This window comes from Algoriphagus zhangzhouensis, from assembly GCF_900148515.1.
GTDB classification, from domain to species: Bacteria; Bacteroidota; Bacteroidia; order Cytophagales; family Cyclobacteriaceae; genus Algoriphagus; species Algoriphagus zhangzhouensis.
Map to the genome: position 1 here is coordinate 119671 of NZ_FRXN01000003.1, position 22124 is coordinate 141794.

The following is a 22124-nucleotide window of genomic DNA, read 5'->3' on the forward strand; positions in this document are numbered from 1 at the left end:
GCCCAATTGGGCAGCTTTTTTTTATGCTTTCTTAAATTCCTTACTATAGACCAAAAACATTGGATCTTTCTCAAATTTCCTCCAATCTACCAACAACTTTTTCTCTAAATTCTTTACACTTGGATTGTGTAGCTCCTCTGGAAGTTCCTGAATGTATTTGATCAAATTATAACAAGTCGTAAACTGACCACAGGCAATCAAAGAATCAAGTCGGTGGACTTCCCTATCTGTTTGGTCCCACCAAAGGGTCGTTAGCATTTCTGAAGCAACTAGAGCTACTTCTTTGATTCTTGCAGTAATTTTAATTTTCTCAGCCTTTTCATCCTGAATCTGAAGATTCATATTATTTGACTCACCATTCAATTGGTAAACAGTAGAGGTAATCCTGCGATTGGTAAATTCTTCAGCTCTGTACAGCAAATCAAAGTTCAGGCGACGAATCTGTCTAAAAAAGACCTGATTGATCATCAGCATGGCAGAGCTTAATCTATCTGAAACCATTCTTTTGACCAAGGATAACTTAATACTCCCCAAAGCCTCCACCTTAGGTAAAATTGGCTTGGGAACAGCCTCTTGAAAGCTTTGTTTGAATTGACTTTTTAGATAGTTCACAAGGTAACCTCCAAGCAAGCCTAGTAAGGTCAAAAGCCCACCTACTCCTATCAATCCGGAAGAAATGGAATACAAGAGAACCCAAGTTCTTCCATAAAACAAACCCAAAACACTAGCTCCTATCAAGCCCAAAACACCTATCAAAAGAATAATCCAATAAATAGGTCTAAGCTTCACCATGGCTAGTTTCTGAGCTATAAAATTGGTTAAGGAGACTTTGCTATTTCTTTCTTGCTGGTCAGGTGTCCACGGTGGCATTCGGAAACTCCCCACATCATTGACAATCACCAAATCTAAAGGCATCTGGTCAAGAGAACTTTGATCCATATTCACCATACTACCTATTCCCTGATTGTCCACAATCCCTCCATCCATAATACCGATTCCTTTGGAAAAATTAGGTCTACCAGTCAATCTTTCGTATGATTCACTCGTATGATTTTCTATATAATCATTGGGAAAAATCATCGGGGCAAAGCCTACAGGAAAGCACGAAGAGGAGGCAATTGCATCACTGATATGGATAGACTCTCTCACATCATTCAATTCCCGACATTTCAGTTCATAGTTTCCGAAAGTATTTACATTCTGAAATCGAAAAGCCAAACCATAAGAAAACTCAGTTGCATTAAAGCAGATATACTTTAGATGTCCTTTTAGATTTTCTTGCTTCAAAGCTTGAAAGTCTTCAGAGACTAAATATTCTCTATAAGTCAAAGCAAAGGCATTGATTAGGGATCTAGTCCGAGTTGTACCATCCCAGAGCTTTTGATCCATGAATTTGTCGAAAGCCAAATCAACCAATTGGTCCTCATCGAGGAAGTGATATAAATTCTGGTAGAATGTATCGAAGTCTTCTCCCTTGCCGTTGGAAGTTGCAAAATAGGCTGCTGTTATTGTTCCTCCACTGACCGAACTTACTGCAATCACATTTTCTAAGAGAGGCTTGTCTTCAAATTGGATATGATTTAGGTAGTCCAAAACTCCCAAACTGAAGCTTGTAGCCCGGTAACCACCTCCACTAAAACAAAGTCCGATAGTTTGAAATGGAACAAGCGGATTAGGGTACTTGATTTCTTTTTGCATCTTGATTAAAAAGTTGAGTTAAAAAATAATCAGAGTTATAAGTTAAGGAAACATTCCCAATTGAGCAGAATAAAAATTTCTTTAAACCAATTGATTTATACCTATTTATGAATGTCTAAATATGGATTACAAAATCGGAGTAACTTGTAAATACCATATCCGTAACCAAAATCAAGGACAAAGTGCCTACTCCAAACATCAAACCTAGAGTAGCAGGGATGCTTATTTTTTTCACCTTAAGCGATAGGACCTCATTAATTGATACACCAGTCTCTATCAGGATCTTAATTCGTTTATTATTTTTCTGTAAAAACACCCCTTTGATCGAATCGTTTTCGACAATAGAATAGACAATATCATAACTGGTTTAATTTTTCAACACTAGATATAATTTATCTCCCGGTTCAACTCTTTCGATCTGCCTTGGCTCAAATGTCTTGCTCCTTTCACCTTTTGGAATAGGTGGGTTTATGTAATCTATATTTCTATAGACTTTACAAGAAAAAAGTAAAGCCATCAATAGGCCAAAAAGAAAAATCTGGAAAACAACATTTGAAAGCTTTCTAGGCGCGACCTTTCCTTTACTGGGATCTTGGATACTTTTTAAAAATGGAACCATCACTTTCATATTTCTTAAGATTATGTGGTCTTTTTTTATTCTTTTTTACTAGAGATAATTCAAATAGAAAATCTTTCAATCTCTCAGACCTACCATCAATAACGTACATCCTGGGTTTCTTAAAACCAGTTGCTATTGAACCTGCCGCTGCGCCTCCGAGTCCGAAAAAAAGTGCCGGAACCATTGTATTGAATCCATAACCAAAGTCCAGCCAGGCATCTGGACTAGGGTCATAAGTAATTGCTCCAATGGTATACCCTGCAGCAAATCCTGTAACGCCCCCTATTAAAATCAAATGACCTGAAGATCTTTTGGTTCGGATGAAAGAAATATCTTGAGTTTGAAGGATTACAGTATCTGATCCATGAAGGATTTTCAATTCCTCGAAATCTTCGGAGACACTTATGATTCTACCCTTTTGGATTTTATTCTCCTGAGAATCATATATCCTTAAAAATGGACCTTTTACATTGGTGCTTTCCTGTGAAAAGGCTCCAAAGGCCATAAACATTATGAGCAATGAGAAGGAGTATTTTATGATTTCTTCGGTTTAAATCAATTCAATCAAAAGCTTCAAAAGCATAAACCAAAGAAATTAAATCCAGCTTTTATCTTTCTTGACTTCTCCTTATTTATTCATTGAATCTTCCTAAATCAAAGATTCATTTTAGTAAAAAATACTACTGACCTCCATCCCAATCTACCTAAATGTGCTTTCTGCAATCTTAATAAGGACCACAAATATTTTGAGACAAATAAAACCAAAAAGTATAGGTAAACTTGAAATCAAAAAGTATCTGAAAATATAAAACGCCTATCAATAAATTATTTAGCCCATTTGCACTATTTTTAAGTCTAAACCTTGAATAAAGCCGATTTTTTGTTTAAAATAGCCGGGTCTTTAATAAAATTTTTCCATAACTTATACAGTCAAAATAATTACCCGAATGACCTTTAAAAGACAAAACATACTTGTAATTGGATTTGCCATTGCTGCTTTATTTTCCTGTAAGGAAGGGAAACAAGGAGGGAGTGAATTGGCAGAAATCGACCAAGTAAGTTATAATTTTCATATACGCCCTATCCTTTCTGATAAATGCTTCGCTTGTCATGGACCTGATGCCAATAAAAGAGAGGCAGACCTTCGTTTGGATGTTGAAGAAGCTGCTTTCGCAGCGCTGAAGGAAAACCCTAATAAATTCGCAGTTGTACCAGGAAAACCGGACGAATCAGAGGTTTTCCATAGGATTATTTCAGAAGATCCGGGAGAATTAATGCCTCCTGCAGAATCCAATTTGAAGCTTTCTGATAATGAAATAGCAATCATCAAAAAATGGATTGAACAAGGTGCGAAATACGAACCACATTGGGCTTTTGTAAAAGCTGAAAAAGCTGAAGTTCCCAGTCAATCCGACTGGGGAACTAACCAAATAGATAAATTCACCTTCAAAAAAATGAAGGAAATGGGCCTGGAGCCCAATCCTGAAGCCGAATCTTATGAATTGATCAAAAGAGCAAGCCTCGATCTAACGGGCCTTCCTCCTAGTCCTGAGATGCTGGAAAGATTTGGGGATTTTTCGGGTCAAAACAGTTATGAGGACCTTTTGGATGGTCTTTTGGAACAAGATGCTTACGGGGAAAAACTGGCAATTCTTTGGATGGATATTTCTCGATATGCAGACAGTTATGGATATCAGGATGACAATATCAGAACCCAGTGGCCTTTTAGGGATTGGGTAATTCATGCATTTAATAATAACCTGCCATACGATCAATTTTTGACTTGGCAGATAGCTGGAGACCTTCTCCCTGAAGCTACCAAGGAACAAATTCTTGCCACTGCCTTTAATCGAAACCATAAGTATACCGAAGAAGGCGGTGTGATTCCGGAAGAATATCGAATCGAGTATGTTCTGGATAAAACAAATACCTTTTCAAAAGGGATTCTGGGTATTACCATGGAATGTGCCCAATGTCATGATCACAAATACGATCCTTTCTCTCAAAAAGAATATTATGAGTTTTTCGCCTTTTTCAACAATACTCCTGAAAAGGGTTTCGAAGGTGATGTTAGCAGATCAAAACCAGCTAAAACCCCTATTCTTTTTGTTGATCAAGGCGATTTGGATGGAATCTTGGATTTCATTAATTATCAGGATACGACCCAATTGAGTATTTCTGTCATGGGTGAATTGGAAGGTGAAGATGCGCGGTCCACATTTATTCTTGACAGAGGAGTATATGATGCTCCTTCGACAGAAGTTTTTCCATCTACCCCTGAATCGATCCTAGAATTCCCAGAAAACCTTCCTAAAAACCGTCTAGGATTAGCTCAATGGGCTACATCAAGAGACAACCCTCTAACAGCTCGGGTTTTTGTCAATTTGATCTGGCAAGAAATCTTTGGAACCGGAATCGTCAAATCTGCCGGGGATTTCGGGATGCAAGGTGATTTACCATCCCATCCAGAATTATTGGATTGGTTGGCAGTAGATTTCATGGAAAATGGCTGGGACATCAAGCGTCTTTACAAGCAGATATTAAGTTCAGCTACTTACAAGCAATCAGCTCATATCTCGAAAGATCACCTAGCTGTCGATCCTGCTAATATTTATTTGGCTCGAGCTCCAAGAATGAGACTGCCAGCAGAAAATGTTCAAGATCTGGTTTTGGCGAGTAGCGGTCTTTTGGTAGAAAAAGTAGGAGGACCAAGTGTCAAAGGATACCAACCTGAAGGAATTTGGGAAGCTGCGAGCTCCGGAAGAGGGGTTTTAGCCACCTATGTGCAAGACAAAGGCGAAAGTCTTTATAGAAGAGGTCTTTACAACTTTATCAAGCTAACTGTCCCTCCTCCCAAAGCAATCATTTTCGACTCAAGTAATCGAGACCGCTGTGAAATCAGTAGAGGCCGTACTAACACACCTCTCCAAGCATTAGTTATGATGAATGATCCAATGGTTTTGGAAGCTTCAAGAGTCTTGGCTGGTAAACTTTGGGAGAAATACAGTGACTCGGATGAAGCCATCAACGAAGCCTTTGTAAGGATCCTATGTCGACCTATGAAGTCGGAAGAAAAAGACCTACTGGAAGGTTACTTTGAAGATCAATTGGCAAGGTTTGAAAGTCATCAAGACCAAGTTCAAGCAACATTAGAAGTCGGTGATTACCCATTAGAACAAGAAGATATTAATCCTCAAACAGCTGCCTTGATGCAAGTCATAGTCAGTTTATACAATTTGGAAGAAACGATAACAAAGATTTAAAAAATGGAAAAGGAAATATTAGAGCAGGGTTTAAATCTTAATCGAAGAAAATTTCTTTCCCGATTGAGTTTGGGAGTAGGAAGCGCTGCCTTAGGCTCACTCTTGATTCCCGATTTATTCTCAGGAAAAAGCGGTGCAGAAGAAGCGATGATGGCAGCTTTGCCTCATTTCGCTCCTAAGGCTAAAAGAGTGATTTACCTTTTCCAGAATGGTGCTCCGTCTCAATTGGAGTCATTCGATTACAAGCCACTTTTGCAAAAAAGTTATGGACAGGATTTACCTGAGTCCATTCGAAAAGGTCAAAGGTTAACTGGAATGACAGCCGGCCAGGATAGATTCCCATTGGTTGGATCCTATTATGATTTTCAGCAATATGGAGAAAGTCGTGCTTGGATTTCCTCACTTTTCCCTCATACAGCAAGCATCGTGGACGATATTTGTATCGTCAAATCTATGCATACTGAAGCCATCAATCATGATCCGGCTTTGACATTCTTCCAAACTGGAGCTCAAGTAGGAAATCGCCCGAGTATGGGAAGCTGGTTGAGTTATGGTTTGGGAAGTGAAAACAGCAACCTTCCGGCATTTTGTGTCCTACTGAGTCGTGGAAAAGGGAATGGTCAAGGGGTTTACTCCAAACTTTGGAGTAACGGATTTTTGGATGCTACACATCAGGGGGTTCAATTCTCCAACTCTGAGGATCCAGTCCTTTATTTGAAAGACCCAGAGTCAATGAGTAGAAGTGAAAGAAGAAAAATGCTGGATCAAATCGCAGCAATGAACGATTTGAGCTACAAAGAATTCAATGACCCTGCGATTTCAGCTAAAGTTCAGCAATATGAAATGGCTTTCAGAATGCAGACCGCCGTTCCAGAAATCACGGATGTCTCCAAAGAACCGGATTCTATCGTCAAACTATACGGCCCAGATTGTTTAGTTCCGGGTACGTATGCTGCAAACTGTCTTTTGGCAAGAAAACTATCTGAAAGTGGAGTGAGATTTGTCCAATTATACCATCAAGGATGGGATCAGCATGGAAACCTTCCAAATGAAATGGCTTTGCAAGCAAAAGATGTGGATCAAGCCTCTGCGGCTTTGATTACTGATTTGAAGCAAAGAGGTTTATTAGATGAGACCTTGGTCATTTGGGGAGGAGAATTTGGAAGAACAAACTATTGTCAAGGCAATATTCAGGTGGACAATTATGGTAGAGACCACCACCCACGTGCATTCTCCATTTGGATGGCCGGAGGAGGCGTCAAATCAGGTATGGTTTACGGCGAAACTGACGAATTCGGGTACAACATTGTCGAAAACCCTGTTCACGTGCACGACTTCCAAGCAACAGTCATGAATTTAATGGGAATAGACCATGAAAAACTAATCTTCAAACACTTGGGAAGAAGATACAGACTTACTGATGTTTCAGGACATGTCATCAAAGATTTGATTGCCTAATAATATGCCCACTAAGAATACCCTACGCAATCTCTTGGAGAATTGCCTCTTTGTATGGGTTGGATTAAGCTTAATACTTACTCTTGCTCCCGCTCAATACCAATTCCCAGAAATAATTCAGGTAACAGGAAGAGCGCACCCCTTAATTCTTCATTTCCCGATTGTTCTTTTACTACTCGGTCTAATATTCTTTTTCTTACCGGCCCTTCAAAAAAACCCGGAAGTCAAGGAAATTGGAGAATTTACATTTCTTTTCGGATCCAATCTGGCAGGTATCACTGTTATAGCAGGTTTGATTCTAGCTCGTGAGGAATATGAAGGAGACGCCCTCCTACTCCATCAATGGGCAGGCTTGGGAGTATTTTTACTTTCGGTACTACTTTATTTCTTTCGGGCTAAAAAAGCATCCATCAAGACAACTTTAAGCCTAATTCTAGCAGCAGGAATTGTTCTGACTGGACATTGGGGAGCAAACCTAACACACGGAGATGATTTCCTTTTGGCTCCATTGAAATCAGAGGTTCAAGATCTACCAACTCTAGCGGAAGCAGAAGTCTTTCGAGATATGGTCAATCCAATTTTAGAAGCCAAGTGCCTTTCCTGTCATAAAGAAGGCAAAATCAAAGGTGAATTGAGGCTAGATCATGTGGAAGGCATTCAAAAAGGAGGCAAAACGGGGCCACTTTTCGTAGCTGGAGATCCAGAAAAATCCATTCTTTTCGAACGCATCCACCTTCCTGTGGATGATAAAAAGCATATGCCTCCAAAAAACAAAGCCCAGCTTTCTGATGAGGAGATGATGGTTTTGCAAGAGTGGATAGCGCAAGGAGGAAAATTCGACCAAAAAGTAGAAGATTCAAATCCAGAAAGTGAATTATTCCAGCTCGCATCCTTGAAATTTGAAAAAAACAAAAGCTATGATTTCGAAGCCGCTGATCAGGAAACGATACAGGAATTAAACAATTTTTATCGTTTAGTCACTCCTCTTTATCCAGAATCCCCAGCGTTATTAGTCTCCTATTACGGGATTGCAGCATTTGATCCAGAATCATTGAAAGACCTTAAAGATGTCAAGGAGCAAGTGGTAGAAATCAACTTGAATAAAATGCCTCTTAAAGAGGTTGATCTTGAATTTTTGAAGGACTTCCCTCATTTAGAAAAGCTGTCTCTCAACTTTACAGATATTGAGACCAAGCACCTACAGGCTATTTCCGAAATCCCAAACCTGCAGGATTTAGCAGTTTCTGGAAATGCTTTTGGTGAAAAAGACTTTCAAGCTTTGGAGAACATGACTGGGCTCCGGAAATTATTCCTTTGGCAAAAAGGAATAAGTGATTCTCAGAAAGACCAACTATCCAAAAGCCTCGAGACTACTGAAATTGACTTCGGATTTGATGGAAGCGGGATCACATATGAATTAAATCCACCAAGCATCAAACAGGATAAAGTCTTCTTTTCAGACAGCCTGAAGATTGAGATTACTCACCCCATTCCAAGCACAGAGATTCGATATACACTGGATGGATCAGAACCTGATAGTTTAAATTCTTTGATTTATACTAATCCTGTTTGGGTAAACTCTTCAGGAAAATTAAGAGCAAAAGTATTTGCTGAGGACTGGAAAGGCTCAAATAGCAGCGTAACAGTCTATATGAAGGCTGGATTGAGCCCTGAGGAATATAAACTCCTTACTGATCCAAACGAAAAATACAAAGCCCAAGGAGCTCGAACAGTATTTGATAAAGTAAAGGGGAAAAACAATCATACCTCCGGTGAATGGCTTGGGTATTCTGAAAAACCATTTGACATCGAACTAAAACATGACAAAAGTCATAAAATTAAGTCTCTTGGCTTGAGCTTATTATACAATGAAAGTGCGTATATTTTTCCACCTACTCGCGTGCAAATCCTGGCACTAGAGAATGGAAAATGGATTACACTTGTCGATGATCACCCTAAACCCTCCGAAAAAATTGAGGAGATTCGATCAGAACTGCTTCTTTACCCTATAGAAGATTCGAATTTTGAAAAAATCAGAGTCACGGTAAATCCAATCACATCTCTACCTTCCTGGCACGCAGGAGCAGGAGCACGAGGATGGGTATTTATCGACGAACTCCTGATTAACTAAAAAAATTGGACCCTGCATTTTATAGGTACAGACAAGAAGTTGAATCAAAGCTAAAGCGAGCATTCCTTCAAGAGAGAGAAATAAAACTGGCCGCCAAATGGGTCTCTGAGAGTATCAGAGACAAAGGCTGGATTTATGTAAGTGGTACCGGTCATTCACACATGATGGCCGAGGAAATTTTCTACCGAACGGGCGGATTTGCCCGGGTTATTCCGGTATTGGACCCAGACCTTATGCTTCATATCAGTGCTTCCAATAGCACTATGGTAGAAAGGCAGGAAGGCTATGCCCACGACCTTCTAAAAAGCTATCCCATAACTGAAAAAGACGTTTTTTTCATTTTCAGTAATTCTGGCAGAAACCCAGTGACTATAGAAATGGCCATGTATGCTCAAGAAAAAGAGGCCAGAGTCATATCCATTACCAATTTCATTCAAAGCAAAACTTTAGACTCAAGACATTCATCAGAGCAGATGCTTTTCCAGGTGTCTGATTTATTCTTGGACAACTGTGGTGAAATCGGAGATGCTGCAATTGATATCGAAGGTGTGCCTATCAAAGTTGGGCCTACCTCAACGGTTATCGGAGCAGCCTTAATCCAAGCGATTATGGTTCAAGCCGTTGAAAACCTGGTCGAGTTGGGTGTGGATCCTGAGATATTTAAAGGAGCAAATGATGGGGATACCGACCAACCAGTAGATAGCCTAGTTGAAAAGTATAAGAAACAAGTAAAGGGGCTTTAACGGCCCTTTTTACTTTCCAATATTGAAAACAAATGCTCGGTATTTAAGTAATGCTACGAAAATAGCTCCGCCAAATGCATTTCCAATCAATGCGGTCGATTCGAAAGTTAAATAATCCCAAAAGCTGATTTGATCAGAGGTAATCATTCCTGAGAACACTTCTATATTTCCAATAATACTGTGATGGAGGCTTGTGAATGACAATACTGAGGTGATTAGGAAGATCACGACTATTTGACTGATTGTATCTCTAAAGGAGGCCAAAAGCCATGAAAGAAGCCCCATCAACCATCCAGCAAGCATGGCACTCACCAAGATCACTGGCACTGAAGCATGGGTCACATGAAGAGCTATTTTTTCAATAACTGCCAGGTCAAAAATACCCAACCTTGGCCCCAACCAAATCAACAAAATCCCTATAAAAAACCCTCCTAAAAGATTTCCACTTACCACCAAGCCCCACAATCGAAACATGCTCTTTGGACTTCGTTTATTATTCAAAACAGGCAAGGTCAATAAAGCTGTTTGCTCTGTGAAAAGTATACTTTGACCTAACACTACCAAAATAAAGCCCAATGGATACACAAAGGAAATCATCTTAAAAATAGTATCCTCAGCAACCTTTCCCTCCAAAAAGAAAAATAAGGAGCATAACAAAAGGTAGCTAAAACCGATTTCCATCCCGGCGGTTAAAGAACTCAATATTATTGAACTTGAACTCTTGTCATAGGTCTTAAGAGCATCGGTGATCTGATCTCGAAGTACCTCCCCATGAGTCTTGGTCCCGTCCTTTTTCTCATTTTTTGAACTCAGGATCTCTCTATCAATCTCCCTTTGTCTTTTCTTTTCTTGTTCTTCGGGAGTAATTTCCTTCTTTTTCCAGATCATTCGGTTTTCCGTTAGGATGCATGATAAAAATACAGCCTCAGAAATTAAAAAAGAAACTAATAACTACGACAGGCAGAAATAATACTTTTATCAAAAGCTTTATCATTTTTCATGATAGCATAGAATTCTCCCAGAAATCGCTCTACCTCTTTTTTCTCACCATTGGACATCCATTCTTGATGATCATCCACTATTGAAAACATGGTCAGCTCTTTTTCTAAAAACTCAGCCCTGATGGCTTGAAATAAGGCCTCATCTCTGCAAAATCCTCGATAAAGCCGCTCTGTAACGCTTTCAATCTCTACCAAGTTACTTACTTGTGCATATGGAGGATTTACAAAGCCTGTCATGTCAAAATCATAAGCTAAAGGAATGACGGTTCTCTCATCCAGTTGCATCACCTTTTGATTATGCTTGAATAGTCCAGAAAAATCAGTGTTTCCAATCATGTACTGAAAAATATCATGTCTTACAGCTGCTGAATCCTCCAATAAAGTTCCTAAGATCTTTTTATCATCCACAATCTCGGCATTGAACCTATCAGCCACATCATCATCATCCTCAATCAAAAAACCAAAAAGCTCTACTTCCTCTTCCTTTTTATCATCTTCATTCTCAAAGTAAATCCGAACCATCCTTGTGGAAAAAGTATAAGGGGTCACTTCTTCCATCATTTTGTAGCACATAAACTCCTTGGCAATGTAAGCATCTGCGTTTTTAGCTCTGGAGCAGGGCATCACAAGTTTCAGGCTTTTATTTTCCTCAAAGACAGTTCCTTCGCGTCTTTTCTTTTTGAATTTGAGTCTCAATGGAGGGAAATAACAATTAGTCAATCTAAAATTCCCTCTCGTTCTCATTTCTACTTCTAACTCTTCCCATTCTCCCACCTCATTCTTAAACCAAAGAACCTCATCCACATAAGTGGAATCATTGCTGTTACTTCGAATATCTTTTACAGAAAATTTCAACTTTAAATCCAATATTTCATCAGAAGCAAAAAGTGGGGTTTGAGCATTAAGCTCTGAAAAGCCTGCAATAAATGTCAGTAGCAGGAAAATAAATGGAAGCTTATTCTTTAAAACAATCATCTCAATCAATCAGTAGCTTAGGAAATTAATCTAAAAAACGAACTCTATTTCTTACAAAAGTCCAATTAAGCTACAAAAAAATACTGATAATCAATCAACTAGAAAACAAAATTAACTACTGCCTCGCCTCCCAAATCCTCATAAATAGCATATGAGCCATCCGCCTTGCATGCTCTTTGGCAAAGTCTGCATTTTCGCCCTCGAAATAGCGATTGATCGTGGCAAACCAGAGTTCTAACCAATTTCCAAAATGGGCTTGTTCAATAGAATTTCCAAATTGCGAATCCACCTCCCTGTGAACTCCAGTAGGATTGAATTTTCCTCTCCCAGGCCCAGTTTGAAGCAAAATCATTTCCCAGAAATCGCTCAGGTGAATAAGGTGATGATCCCAATCTTGAACAACTTGATTGAAAATAGGCCCAAGTGTTTCGTGTTTTCTGACTTGATCGTAAAATCTCCTAACCAAAAAATCAACTTCTTTCCTACTTCGAATCTCTACTCTATCCATGTGATTATTTATCTTTCAAAACAGGCTTTAAAACCTCTTCTTTCCCGTCAATATCAGAAGGGATAGGAAGCCCCAAAAGTTCACAGAGCAAAGGATAAATATGGATATTCTCAAATGGATCAATTTTAAATCCTTCTTTAATTCTAGGACCATTCGCATAGAAAATCCCTTGCATTTCTATGTAGTCAGGACTATATCCGTGTACTCCCGAAACTGAAAGTCCGTCCAATCCCATCATATTTTTGGCTCGAAATAGGCTTCTTTCATTGACCAAGTTATATCCCATATCAGGAATGATCAGCAAATCGCCCATCAAATCTTTATGCAAGGCCAAATCCTTGTAATACTCCCTATCATCAATATCGATCACATGAATATGCTCTCCTCTGGACTCAATCAACGATTTGATAGATTCTTTTTGACTGACATCATTTAGATGCAAATGCAGCAAAGTACCAGAGTTAACAGCTCTTGCCTCAACTCCTTCCAAGAGTGGTTCGTAATTCAACAAATTCTCAAGGGGAACCTCAGCCATCCCATGGTCCGATACCAACACAATATTGACAGGTAAATCCAGACTTTTCACACCCTCAAACAAAGCTCCTAATTCATGATCAAGCCTGTAAAGTGTTTTTTTCAATTCCTCATCATTATTGGGCCCAAATCGGTGACCGGTATCATCCATATCTGAAAAATACATGGTAATGATCCTTGGTCGCTCATTTTCAGGAAGCTGAAGCCATTCAAATACTTGAGAAACTCGTGTGAGATTGGGAACTGATCCATCGTAATCAAAATAATAGGTAGGCCTAATCCCTTGAACATCCGCCTCACTTCCCACAAAGAAATAACTTGCGGAAATCATTTCATTTTGTTCAGCTAAAACCCAGATTGGCGTACCTCCATACCAAGTTCCATCTGTAACTATATCACGATTGGAAATTGAGTACTGAAGATCTTTTTTGGGATTATAAAAATTGTTGTCAACTATTCCATGATGCTCAGGCTTCACTCCTGTTGCAATGGTGTAATGGTTTGGAAAGGTCTTGCTTGGAAAAGAAGGAATCAAACCTTCTGCAGCCGTTCCTTTTTCTATAAATCTAGAAATATTGGGAGGTTGAAAGCGCTCCACATAATCATAGCGAAACCCATCCAATGAAATCAAAATCACATATTGCTCTTCTTCTTGAGCAATGGATTGGGGAATCAACCCAATAAAAACCAGGAGAAAAGCTAATAGTAGACGCATGTTAATTATGGTTATTTATCTTTCATTTTCAATGCACAAATCTGCAATGAAAATATTTTTTCAATCCCAATTTCGAATAATAAAATCGCATCTTATGCGAATTAATACAATTTGTTAAAATTCAATTTTCATTAAATAGTCAGTCTGTACCTCATCACCAAAAGGAAAAGGATGAGAACCGAAGATTTTAAGACCATTTTTTTCATAGAAACGGATAGCCCGTGCATTCTTCTCCCAAACTCCCAACCAGAGGTATTTCTTACCTTTTTCCTTGGCTTGAGAAATTGCCAAATCCAAAAGTGTTTTACCAAGACCCATGCCCAAATAATCTTCCAAAACATACAGTCGGGCAACTTCTAAGCTTTCAGGATCATGAATATCTGTCTGTGATGGAACTTCATTTATTTTAGTGTACCCGATTATTTTCCCATCCAAAATTGCCGCAAAAAACTGTGAACCATCAGACTCAAACTCCTTTTGAAACTGTTTCTCAGTAAATGCATCATTCATATAAAAAGACACATTCTCTGGTTTATTCCCTTCAGTAAAAGCCTGTAAAAAAGCTTTTTGAGCCATCTTCACTAAAGCAGGAATTTCTCCTACTTTCACCTTTCTTATTTCTACTGATTCAATTTGCACGGTTTAGTTTTTTTAAAGCTACTTGAACTTGACTTAAAGGATACCCTCCCAAAATCGCTCGATATTCTCCACTCGGATGGATGATTACGAAACTGCCGCATGGATATGGATATTTGAAAAACTGATCTTGAAAAATATGTTCCGGATCTGAAATCCAAGTTACTTCTTCTCCATACTTTTCCAAACCATGGGGATTCCCATACATATATACTGGAGGAGCAGCATCTCCTTTTTCAGCCCATTTGGACAAGGTTTTATGTTCCTTTGAAAAGGAATCCGAATTATCACCTGCACCGGAAGAATTACATTCATCTTTTCCAGGATAGAATATCACGATCAAAGATCTCCCACTTTCCAAAGCTTTAAGGTTTCCTGTTTTTGCAAAAAATGGAAGAGGATCTACCTTTCCAAAAGGCATTCTATGAACCAATATTTTACCATGTTCTCCATCTGGAATTCCAAAAAATGGACCTTCTAATATCTGTTGTTCAAAATACACTTTGCTCACATCTCTACCCATCTCATCCTTATAACCAGTTTGGGCAAAAGCAGTCTGGATTGAAGAAAAAACTAGAATGAATAGAATGTAAAATTGCTTCATGAATGAATTTTAATTTTCAAATTAAATGTCTATCCCGTTAAATTTCATCCATTGGTCCACAGTATGGATCCAAAATTTCAAAAATTCTTCACTCAGGAAAAGATTCGCAAAATCATTATATCTCTGCACATGAATTCCAGTGTAATAAAGCCAAATCGCCAATCCTCCAAAGGGCATCATTTTCATCTCCTCTTCTGAAAAAGGCAAAACTTTTCGGTAGCCTTTCAGAAACGCTTCCTGTTTTTGAATGTATTTCTCTTTGTCAGGCTCATTTTTAAACAAAGTCATTAATGCATATCCCACATCTAAAAACAAATAGCCTTTACCCACATTGTCAAAATCGAACAAATGGATCTCTCCATTTTCCGAAACTTTGAAATTCTCATACCAAACATCTAAATGGATGACTCCTTGTTGTAGCTTTTCAATTGGTTGACCTTCCAATACAGACTTCATTTCCTCATAGGCTCTTTTGAAATAGTCTAGTTCTTGAAAATCATTGGAAAAATGACTCAAAGTTTGACTCCAAGCCCAGTGGATCAAAGAGTCAGGATTGTACTCTTTCCTTTGGATAGAAAAATCTATTCCTGCTGAATGTATTTTAGCCAATAATCCCCCTAATTCTTCACATAAGCCCACATCCGGGTTACGAACTATTTTCCCATTGGCATAGGAAAATAAGACTCCAAAACGCATTCCTTCAAAGGCTGGAATTTGGATCAAATACTCTTGACGCGAATTTTGAACTGGAATTGAAACTGAAATCCCTTGAGCATCCAAGTATTTCAAAAACCTTAATTCTTCCTCAATTTCCTTCTGAGTTTTCCAGTCAAAGCAATACAGTCTGAATACAAACTTTTGTTCTCCAGATTCAATCAAATAGGTATGATTGACCCCTGTTTTTAAAACCTTGCAAGAAATCGGACTTAGAAAATTGTATTCTTTCCCCACCAATTGGGCTAAAAAGTCAGGAGAAATAACTGTGCTGATGGCAGGTGCGAAATTCATAACCGGCAATTAAATGATTTTTTCAATCATTTAAGCCTTTCCCCTCCAGGATTGCAGGAGTATATTTTTCGATTCTTGAGACCCTTGTTTTGGATTGCTTGGCCTGCGAAAAGTATAATAAATACGCCCTTTGCCTGCCTGGAGTCAAAGATTCAAAAGCACTTTTTAAATTTGAATCTGTCTCCAAAATCTCCTTGAATTCATCTACCATTTCAAATTCCGCTGTCTTTTTCAATTCAACCTGAAGCCCAGCCTTTTCGACTTCGATCGCCTGAAAAACATATTCCTTGATCTGTTTTTGATGACTTTCTATTTCTTCAAAATTTGAAAACCTGATCTGTCTAGCCGCCTGAACATTCTTGGTTTGCTGAATCAACATCCCATGAGAATCCTGAAGTAAAGCTCCTTTATGAAATAGCAATGCACAATACTCTTTGAAACCATGAATCAAGACCACATTTGCACCTTTCAAAGTATAGCAAGGATGTCCCCATTTCAATTCTTCAACTAATCCAGTCTCCAAAACTAGTTTTCTCAATAACTGGTAACAATCCTTCCATTTGGAAGCTTTATCAAAGAAAAAATCCACTTTTTGATTCTGGTTCATTGCTATAAAAATTTATTTCGAAAGCTAAATAATCATTTTTTTAAGGATTGACCATGATAATCGAGAAACAAAAAAACCCGGACAAAATCCGGGTTTCAAATTAGATTAGGTTAAATATCCCCTTGGTCAGGATCTTTGCATTTGGTGCGATATCGGATTTAGGAACAACTTGTACAACACCGTTCTGGGTTTCTCCCAAATCGACTTCAACCTTTTTCAATTGATAGGTATCTCCCTCTTGGGATTGTTGAACCATGATAAAGTATTTCCCATCTTCTTCTCCAACTGCCGTTTCTGGAAGAGCCAATCCCTCTTGAGGATCTAATTGAACTCTGGCCTCTAGATACATTCCCGGAACCAAGCTTCTCTCTTCCTCATCATTAACCATATCGGCATGGACATTCAATTGTCTTTCATTGTTGATTGCCTGACCAATCACATGTATTTCTGCATCCATTACTTTTCCTGGTTGATCTGGCAAAAAGACTTTCACGTGCTGACCAAGTCTTAATTTGCCTGCATCTTTTTCAAAGACAATCAATTCCACATGAAGATGGTCCTTATTTAGCAAAGTCATTGCCTTGCCGGAAGCTGCCAAAAACGAGCCTGGAACTGCAAAAACTTCTTCCACAAAGCCATTGATCGGAGAAATCACAGGGATCTTAGATTTGATAGTTTGTGCAGTTAATGTCCCAGCATCAATTTGGATCATTTTCAATTGTTGCTTCAAAGCTTCAGATCTCGCCAATGTTCCTTGATATTCTGAATTGGCTTTTAAGTAATTTTTCTCTGCTGAAATCTGCTCCGCAAAAAGTGTCTTTTGACGGTCATTTTCAGCCTTTAGATAGGCCAATTGACTTGCGGCCTCTAAATAATCTTGTTGAAGCTTAACAAACTCAGGGCTTTCCAGGTAGAACAAAACCTGCCCTCTCCTTACTGATTGTCCTTCAATCAAACTTAGACCAGAAACATAGCCTCCGTAAAAAGGTGTGATTTCCTGCATTCCTTCCACAGGAACTTTCACCATACCCTGCAAAGCCAATTCTTCGGAAAAATCATTGGTCTCCAAACTTCCCCAAGTCATTTTCATAGTTTCAAATTGCTTTTGGGAAAGAGCAACCAAACCAGAATCGGAAGTCCTTTCAGTTACCTGAATAGCCTCGTCTTGTTCTGGATTAGACCCACATCCTGAAAGGATAAGAGACAAAGCAAAGCCGGAAATAAATAAATGTCGGATATTCATTAGAATGTCAAATAAGTTAGCTCAAGAATAGATTGCTGGTAGTCCAGCTTACTTTGTAAATATTGTAATCGGATGTTTCTGGCATTTTCCAGCAATTGAACGAATTGCAGAAAATCAATTTCTCCGTTTTTGAAAGATTGATTGGCTTGATTTTGAAGTTGGTTAGAAAGTGTTTCCCCTTCTGTTTCGAAATAGTCAATCACTCTTTTACTCTGCTCTAGAGATTTTATCAAAGCCTCCCTCTGCGTATCTAGTTTTAAGGAATAAGAAGCCGCCTCCAAGGCTACCTGCTCTTCATAAAACTTTCCTGCTTTCACTTTAGCCTTTTGGGAACCAAAGAACAATGGAATACCTAATCCCGCCTGAAAACCAGGATATACTTCGGCTCCCGGTTCTGGGTTGGTTCCACGAAATACATCAATACTAATATCTGGAAGCATGGCCCTTTTTTCGGCTTTGACCTGATAGGAGGCCTCTTCCATACCTGCAGCATACCACTGCAATGCAGGATGATTATCAAATTCTTCAGGAATCGTCAAATCAGGAAAATCGTCAGCCAAAACTAATTCCTCATCCAAATTCAGCAACTTTTGAAGTTGCGTTTTGGCAATTTCGAGGTTTTGACTTGCCTCATTTCTTTTCAAGACTATCTCCTTTTGCTTGGAATCAGCTGTCAATTTTTCCAATAGATTGCTTTCTCCTAGTTCAAATTTTCGATTGGCGGCTCGTGCAAACTCCCCATAAAGGCTATCTAGAAATGCATAGTTCTTCTCTGATTCTTTCCAAAAAACGACCTCCACATAGCGTTGACTCACTTCTTTTTCTACTCCCATTTGGGCTAGTTCTACTTGTGCCAAAGCTTTCTCAGATCTTGCTTGATACAAGTTTTTCTGAGCTCCATAAAGGGTTGGGAAATCAAACCTCTGATGGATTCCCCATTTACGGTTGTAGAAGCCATTTTCAGCAATATCATTTTGATCCTCGGCATAGTAAACCGTGGTCTTATCTATTTCCCACCCGGATTTGGAAAACGCATTTGCACTTTCCGAAGCCATTCGAGCCGCTTGCAAATCTAGATTTTGACTTCTTGCGATACTAAGCGCCGAATCCAGGCTGACAGAAACTTTTTCCTGAGCAAAAACCTCATTTCCACCAAGAAAAGTCAAAAACACCAAGATAAGCCCAAGCTTAGAAGCCGTTCCCCCAACTGATTTTTTAGAATTAAATGTCATATATAAAACAGGTAAAACTACCAAGGTCAGAATTGTTGCTGAGATCAAACCTCCAATTACAACGGTAGCCAAAGGTCGCTGAACTTCCGCCCCTGCGGAACCAGAGACCGCCATTGGTAAAAAGCCCAAAGCAGCTGCTGAAGCAGTCAATAATACAGGTCTGAGTCTTTCTTTTGCCCCTGTTATCACTAAGTCCTTCAAGGAATCAAATCGATCTTCCATAGATTTGAAATGCTCAATCAATACAATACCATTCAATACCGCAATCCCGAAAAGTGCAATAAAACCAACACCTGCCGAAATACTAAATGGCAGATCTCGTAACCAAAGCAGCAGCACTCCACCAATCGCTGAAAGCGGGATCGCAGAATAGATCATCATTGCGTCTCTCGCTGAAGAGAAAGCAAAATACAGGAGGATAAAAATCAACACCAATGCGATTGGAACTGCAATCATCAACCTTGCTCTCGCTTGTTGAAGGTTTTCAAATTGACCTCCATAATCTACTCTATACCCTTCCGGAATATCAATCTGGGTTCTGACGATCTCTTGAATATCATCCACCACAGACTGCAAATCTCTATTTCTCACATTAACTCCGATCACGACTCTTCTCTGTGTATTGTCTCGAGAGATTTTCGCAGGCCCTTTGGTATAGGTCACTTTTGCCAATTCAGAAAGTGGAACAAAACCTCCATTTGGCAACTCAATAGATGCATTTTCCAAATGGACGATGTCTTTTCTAAAAGGCTCCTCAAATCGAACCACCAATTCAAATTGCTTCTCTCCTTCGAAAACAGTCCCTGCTGACATTCCGGCAAAGCCCATCGTTACCACCTCGTTTAAATCAGAGATATTCAAACCATACTTGGCGATTTTCACTCGGTCATATTCAATCTTCATTTGAGGAAGACCGTCTACTTTTTCAAGAATAATATCGGCCGCCCCATCTACACCTTGGATTGCAGCTTCAATTTCTTCTGCAGTTGACAAAAGCACGTCCAAATCTTCACCAAAAACTTTGATCGCCAAATCAGCCCGAACCCCTGTAATCAATTCATTGAATCTCATTTCGATTGGCTGAGTAAACTCGAAATCCAATCCGGGAATGGCTTGCAGCGCCTCTTTAAACTTATCTGCCAACTCATCTTTGGTTTCCACAGTAGTCCATTCCGAAGGTGGATGAAGAGTCACAATTACATCACTTTCCTCCATAGACATTGGATCAGTTGGTATTTCAGCGGCTCCAATTCTGGTAACTACCTGATTTACCTCTGGAAATTCCATTAGGATTTTTTCCATCTCAGTAATCACCTCCACAGTTTTTGTTAGGGTAGTTCCCGTCTTTAAAACTGGCTGGATTACAAAATCTCCCTCATCCAAAGTCGGCACAAATTCAGATCCCATAGAGCTAAAAAGCAATACAGCACCAATCAACATTGCTCCTGCGAAAGACAAGACAATTTTCCCATGATCAATTGCCCAACGAATTGTAGGATCATAAACCTTGTTAAGGGCTTTGATAATTCTCACGGAGATATTTTTCGGTCCCTGATGCGCTGATTTCAAAAATAGAGCAGAAGCTACCGGCACATAAGTCAATCCCAAGATCATCGCTCCGATCAAGGCAAAGCTGAATACTTCGGCCATTGGACGGAACATCTTTCCTTCTACCCCTGAAAGGGATAAAATCGGAATAAAAACAATGATGATAATGATCTGCCCAAAAATCGCTGAGTGCATCATTTTCGAAGATCCTTCAAAAGAAATTTCATCTTTTTTCTTCCTCTTTTCATCCGGGTTCATTACTGCTAGAACTCCTGATGATTGCGTAAACTTAAAGGCAATGTATTCTACAATAATTACGGCTCCATCGATGATAATCCCAAAATCTATAGCTCCCAAACTCATCAAATTGGCATCTACTCCAAAGATGTACATCAGGGAAAGTGCAAACAGTAAACTCAACGGAATCACAGATGCCACAACCAAACCTGATCTAAAATTCCCCAAAAGAAGTACCACTACAAAAACCACAATCAAACACCCTTCAATCAGGTTTTTTGCAATAGTGTTGGTCGTTCTTCCAACCAGGTCAGAACGATCAAGAAATCCATTGATATAAACACCTTCAGGAAGGGTTGACTCCATTTCTGCAATTCGTTCTTTGACCAAATCTATGGTACGTTTGGAATCAGCTCCTTTGAGCATCATAATCTGCCCTAAAACTTTTTCCCCTTCTCCATTTGCTGTAATCGCACCAAATCGATTTGCACTACCAAACTGGACAGTTGCTAAATCCCGGATATAAATCGGAGATCCATTTCTCTGCTCCACAACGATATTTCCAATATCCTCTAAAGATTCAACCAGCCCTTCTCCTCGGATAAAGAAACTTTCATTGGTCTTTTCAATATAACTACCTCCTGCGATGGAATTATTTTGCTCTAAAGCCGTGAATATCTGATGCAAACTGATATTCATTCCTCTCAATCGTTCTGGGTTGACAGAAACCTCATACTGCTTTAAAAAGCCTCCCCAAGTATTTACCTCAATTACGCCTGGTATCCCCGCTAATTGTCGTCTGACTACCCAATCTTGAATCGTTCTCAGGTCAGTAATGCTGTACTCATCTTCATAGCCTGGCTTGACATCGATCACATATTGGTATATCTCTCCCAGACCTGTCGAGATAGGCCCCATAAATGGTTTCCCAAATCCTGCAGGAATACTTTCCTCAGCGATCTTTAATCTCTCTGCGATCAATTGTCTAGGCAAATAGGTCCCTAAGTCATCATCGAAAACGATTGTCACTACAGACAATCCAAATTTTGAAATAGAGCGAATTTCCTTTACCCCAGGAAGGTTGGCCATTTCTAGCTCTACTGGATATGTCAAGTACTTTTCTACATCCTCTGTAGCCAAATTTCGGGAAGTGGTGATCACCTGCACCTGATTGTTGGTCACATCAGGAACAGCTCCAATTGGAATGTTGCTCAAGGCATAAATTCCAAAGCCAATCCAGAATAAAATAAAAATTCCAACAATGAGTTTATTGGAAATACTCCATCTAATAATTGAATCTAACATCGGTATAAAATTGTACCGTAAAGATCACAACAGGGAGTTAGGATACCTTTAGAATTGAC

The 22124-nt window shown here is 39.2% G+C and carries 16 protein-coding genes; 4 read left to right on the forward strand and 12 right to left on the reverse strand.

Going from position 1 to position 22124, the window contains the following annotated elements:
- Positions 1-21 precede the first annotated feature (21 nt).
- Together BUF13_RS10815 and BUF13_RS10825 are read right to left on the reverse strand one after the other, a co-directional pair.
- A complete protein-coding gene (locus tag BUF13_RS10815) occupies positions 22-1698 on the reverse strand; it encodes a patatin-like phospholipase family protein (protein WP_073571828.1) in 1677 nt (558 codons plus the stop codon).
- Between the two features lie 581 nt (positions 1699-2279).
- Entirely contained in the window at positions 2280-2837 is a 558-nt protein-coding gene (locus tag BUF13_RS10825) for a hypothetical protein (RefSeq protein WP_134204423.1), read from the reverse strand.
- Between the two features lie 427 nt (positions 2838-3264).
- Here BUF13_RS10825 and BUF13_RS10830 point away from each other — a divergent pair, with 427 nt between their 5' ends.
- The 4 genes from BUF13_RS10830 to BUF13_RS10845 are packed head-to-tail and all read left to right on the forward strand — an operon-like array spanning position 3265 to position 9912.
- Positions 3265-5580: a PSD1 and planctomycete cytochrome C domain-containing protein gene (locus tag BUF13_RS10830; RefSeq protein WP_073571831.1), complete on the forward strand. Its 2316-nt coding sequence runs from the start codon at positions 3265-3267 to the stop codon at positions 5578-5580.
- A 3-nt stretch (positions 5581-5583) separates the two neighbouring features.
- Positions 5584-7038, forward strand: a complete 1455-nt coding sequence (locus tag BUF13_RS10835) for a DUF1501 domain-containing protein (RefSeq protein WP_073571832.1) — start codon at positions 5584-5586, stop codon at positions 7036-7038.
- Positions 7039-7042: 4 nt separating this feature from the next.
- Positions 7043-9169, forward strand: coding sequence for a c-type cytochrome domain-containing protein (locus BUF13_RS10840; RefSeq protein ID WP_073571833.1), 2127 nt, complete (start codon positions 7043-7045; stop codon positions 9167-9169).
- 5 nt (positions 9170-9174) lie between these two features.
- Positions 9175-9912: a sugar isomerase domain-containing protein gene (locus BUF13_RS10845; protein WP_073571834.1), complete on the forward strand. Its 738-nt coding sequence runs from the start codon at positions 9175-9177 to the stop codon at positions 9910-9912.
- Positions 9913-9921: 9 nt separating this feature from the next.
- Here BUF13_RS10845 and BUF13_RS10850 read toward each other — a convergent pair whose 3' ends face one another.
- The 10 genes from BUF13_RS10850 to BUF13_RS10895 form a co-directional block, all read right to left on the reverse strand.
- The gene (locus BUF13_RS10850) at positions 9922-10800 is read right to left on the reverse strand and encodes a formate/nitrite transporter family protein (RefSeq protein WP_073571835.1); all 879 of its coding nucleotides are present in this window, start codon (positions 10798-10800) and stop codon (positions 9922-9924) included.
- Between the two features lie 56 nt (positions 10801-10856).
- Positions 10857-11888, reverse strand: coding sequence for a hypothetical protein (locus BUF13_RS10855; RefSeq protein WP_073571836.1), 1032 nt, complete (start codon positions 11886-11888; stop codon positions 10857-10859).
- A 115-nt stretch (positions 11889-12003) separates the two neighbouring features.
- Positions 12004-12396, reverse strand: coding sequence for a group III truncated hemoglobin (locus BUF13_RS10860; protein ID WP_073571837.1), 393 nt, complete (start codon positions 12394-12396; stop codon positions 12004-12006).
- Positions 12397-12400: 4 nt separating this feature from the next.
- Complete coding sequence (locus BUF13_RS10865; RefSeq protein WP_073571838.1) at positions 12401-13645, reverse strand: alkaline phosphatase family protein; 1245 nt, start codon at positions 13643-13645, stop codon at positions 12401-12403.
- A gap of 114 nt (positions 13646-13759) precedes the next feature.
- Complete coding sequence (locus BUF13_RS10870) at positions 13760-14284, reverse strand: GNAT family N-acetyltransferase (RefSeq protein ID WP_083586433.1); 525 nt, start codon at positions 14282-14284, stop codon at positions 13760-13762.
- On the reverse strand, positions 14274-14885 hold the full coding sequence (locus tag BUF13_RS10875) for a hypothetical protein (RefSeq protein ID WP_073571839.1): 612 nt from the start codon (positions 14883-14885) through the stop codon (positions 14274-14276). Before BUF13_RS10875 ends, BUF13_RS10870 begins: the two co-directional genes overlap by 11 nt.
- A gap of 21 nt (positions 14886-14906) precedes the next feature.
- Positions 14907-15893, reverse strand: coding sequence for a phosphotransferase (locus BUF13_RS10880; protein ID WP_073571840.1), 987 nt, complete (start codon positions 15891-15893; stop codon positions 14907-14909).
- 22 nt (positions 15894-15915) lie between these two features.
- A complete protein-coding gene (locus BUF13_RS10885; RefSeq protein WP_073571841.1) occupies positions 15916-16500 on the reverse strand; it encodes a YdeI/OmpD-associated family protein in 585 nt (194 codons plus the stop codon).
- Positions 16501-16600: 100 nt separating this feature from the next.
- Positions 16601-17743 carry an efflux RND transporter periplasmic adaptor subunit gene (locus BUF13_RS10890; RefSeq protein ID WP_073571842.1) on the reverse strand — a complete coding sequence of 381 codons (1143 nt, stop codon included), beginning with the start codon at positions 17741-17743 and terminating at the stop codon, positions 16601-16603.
- Positions 17743-22065, reverse strand: coding sequence for a CusA/CzcA family heavy metal efflux RND transporter (locus BUF13_RS10895; RefSeq protein ID WP_073571843.1), 4323 nt, complete (start codon positions 22063-22065; stop codon positions 17743-17745). Before BUF13_RS10895 ends, BUF13_RS10890 begins: the two co-directional genes overlap by 1 nt.
- Positions 22066-22124 lie beyond the last annotated feature (59 nt).

Coding starts and splice junctions, on each gene's coding strand:
- BUF13_RS10885 (WP_073571841.1), bottom strand. CDS start 16,500: ATGAACCAGAATCAAAAAGTGGATTTTTTCTTTGATAAAGCTTCCAAA.
- BUF13_RS10865 (WP_073571838.1), bottom strand. CDS start 13,645: ATGCGTCTACTATTAGCTTTTCTCCTGGTTTTTATTGGGTTGATTCCC.
- BUF13_RS10875 (WP_073571839.1), bottom strand. CDS start 14,885: ATGAAGCAATTTTACATTCTATTCATTCTAGTTTTTTCTTCAATCCAG.
- BUF13_RS10895 (WP_073571843.1), bottom strand. CDS start 22,065: ATGTTAGATTCAATTATTAGATGGAGTATTTCCAATAAACTCATTGTT.
- BUF13_RS10830 (WP_073571831.1), top strand. CDS start 3,265: ATGACCTTTAAAAGACAAAACATACTTGTAATTGGATTTGCCATTGCT.
- BUF13_RS10855 (WP_073571836.1), bottom strand. CDS start 11,888: ATGATTGTTTTAAAGAATAAGCTTCCATTTATTTTCCTGCTACTGACA.
- BUF13_RS10860 (WP_073571837.1), bottom strand. CDS start 12,396: ATGGATAGAGTAGAGATTCGAAGTAGGAAAGAAGTTGATTTTTTGGTT.
- BUF13_RS10890 (WP_073571842.1), bottom strand. CDS start 17,743: ATGAATATCCGACATTTATTTATTTCCGGCTTTGCTTTGTCTCTTATC.
- BUF13_RS10880 (WP_073571840.1), bottom strand. CDS start 15,893: ATGAATTTCGCACCTGCCATCAGCACAGTTATTTCTCCTGACTTTTTA.
- BUF13_RS10815 (WP_073571828.1), bottom strand. CDS start 1,698: ATGCAAAAAGAAATCAAGTACCCTAATCCGCTTGTTCCATTTCAAACT.
- BUF13_RS10840 (WP_073571833.1), top strand. CDS start 7,043: ATGCCCACTAAGAATACCCTACGCAATCTCTTGGAGAATTGCCTCTTT.
- BUF13_RS10850 (WP_073571835.1), bottom strand. CDS start 10,800: ATGATCTGGAAAAAGAAGGAAATTACTCCCGAAGAACAAGAAAAGAAA.
- BUF13_RS10835 (WP_073571832.1), top strand. CDS start 5,584: ATGGAAAAGGAAATATTAGAGCAGGGTTTAAATCTTAATCGAAGAAAA.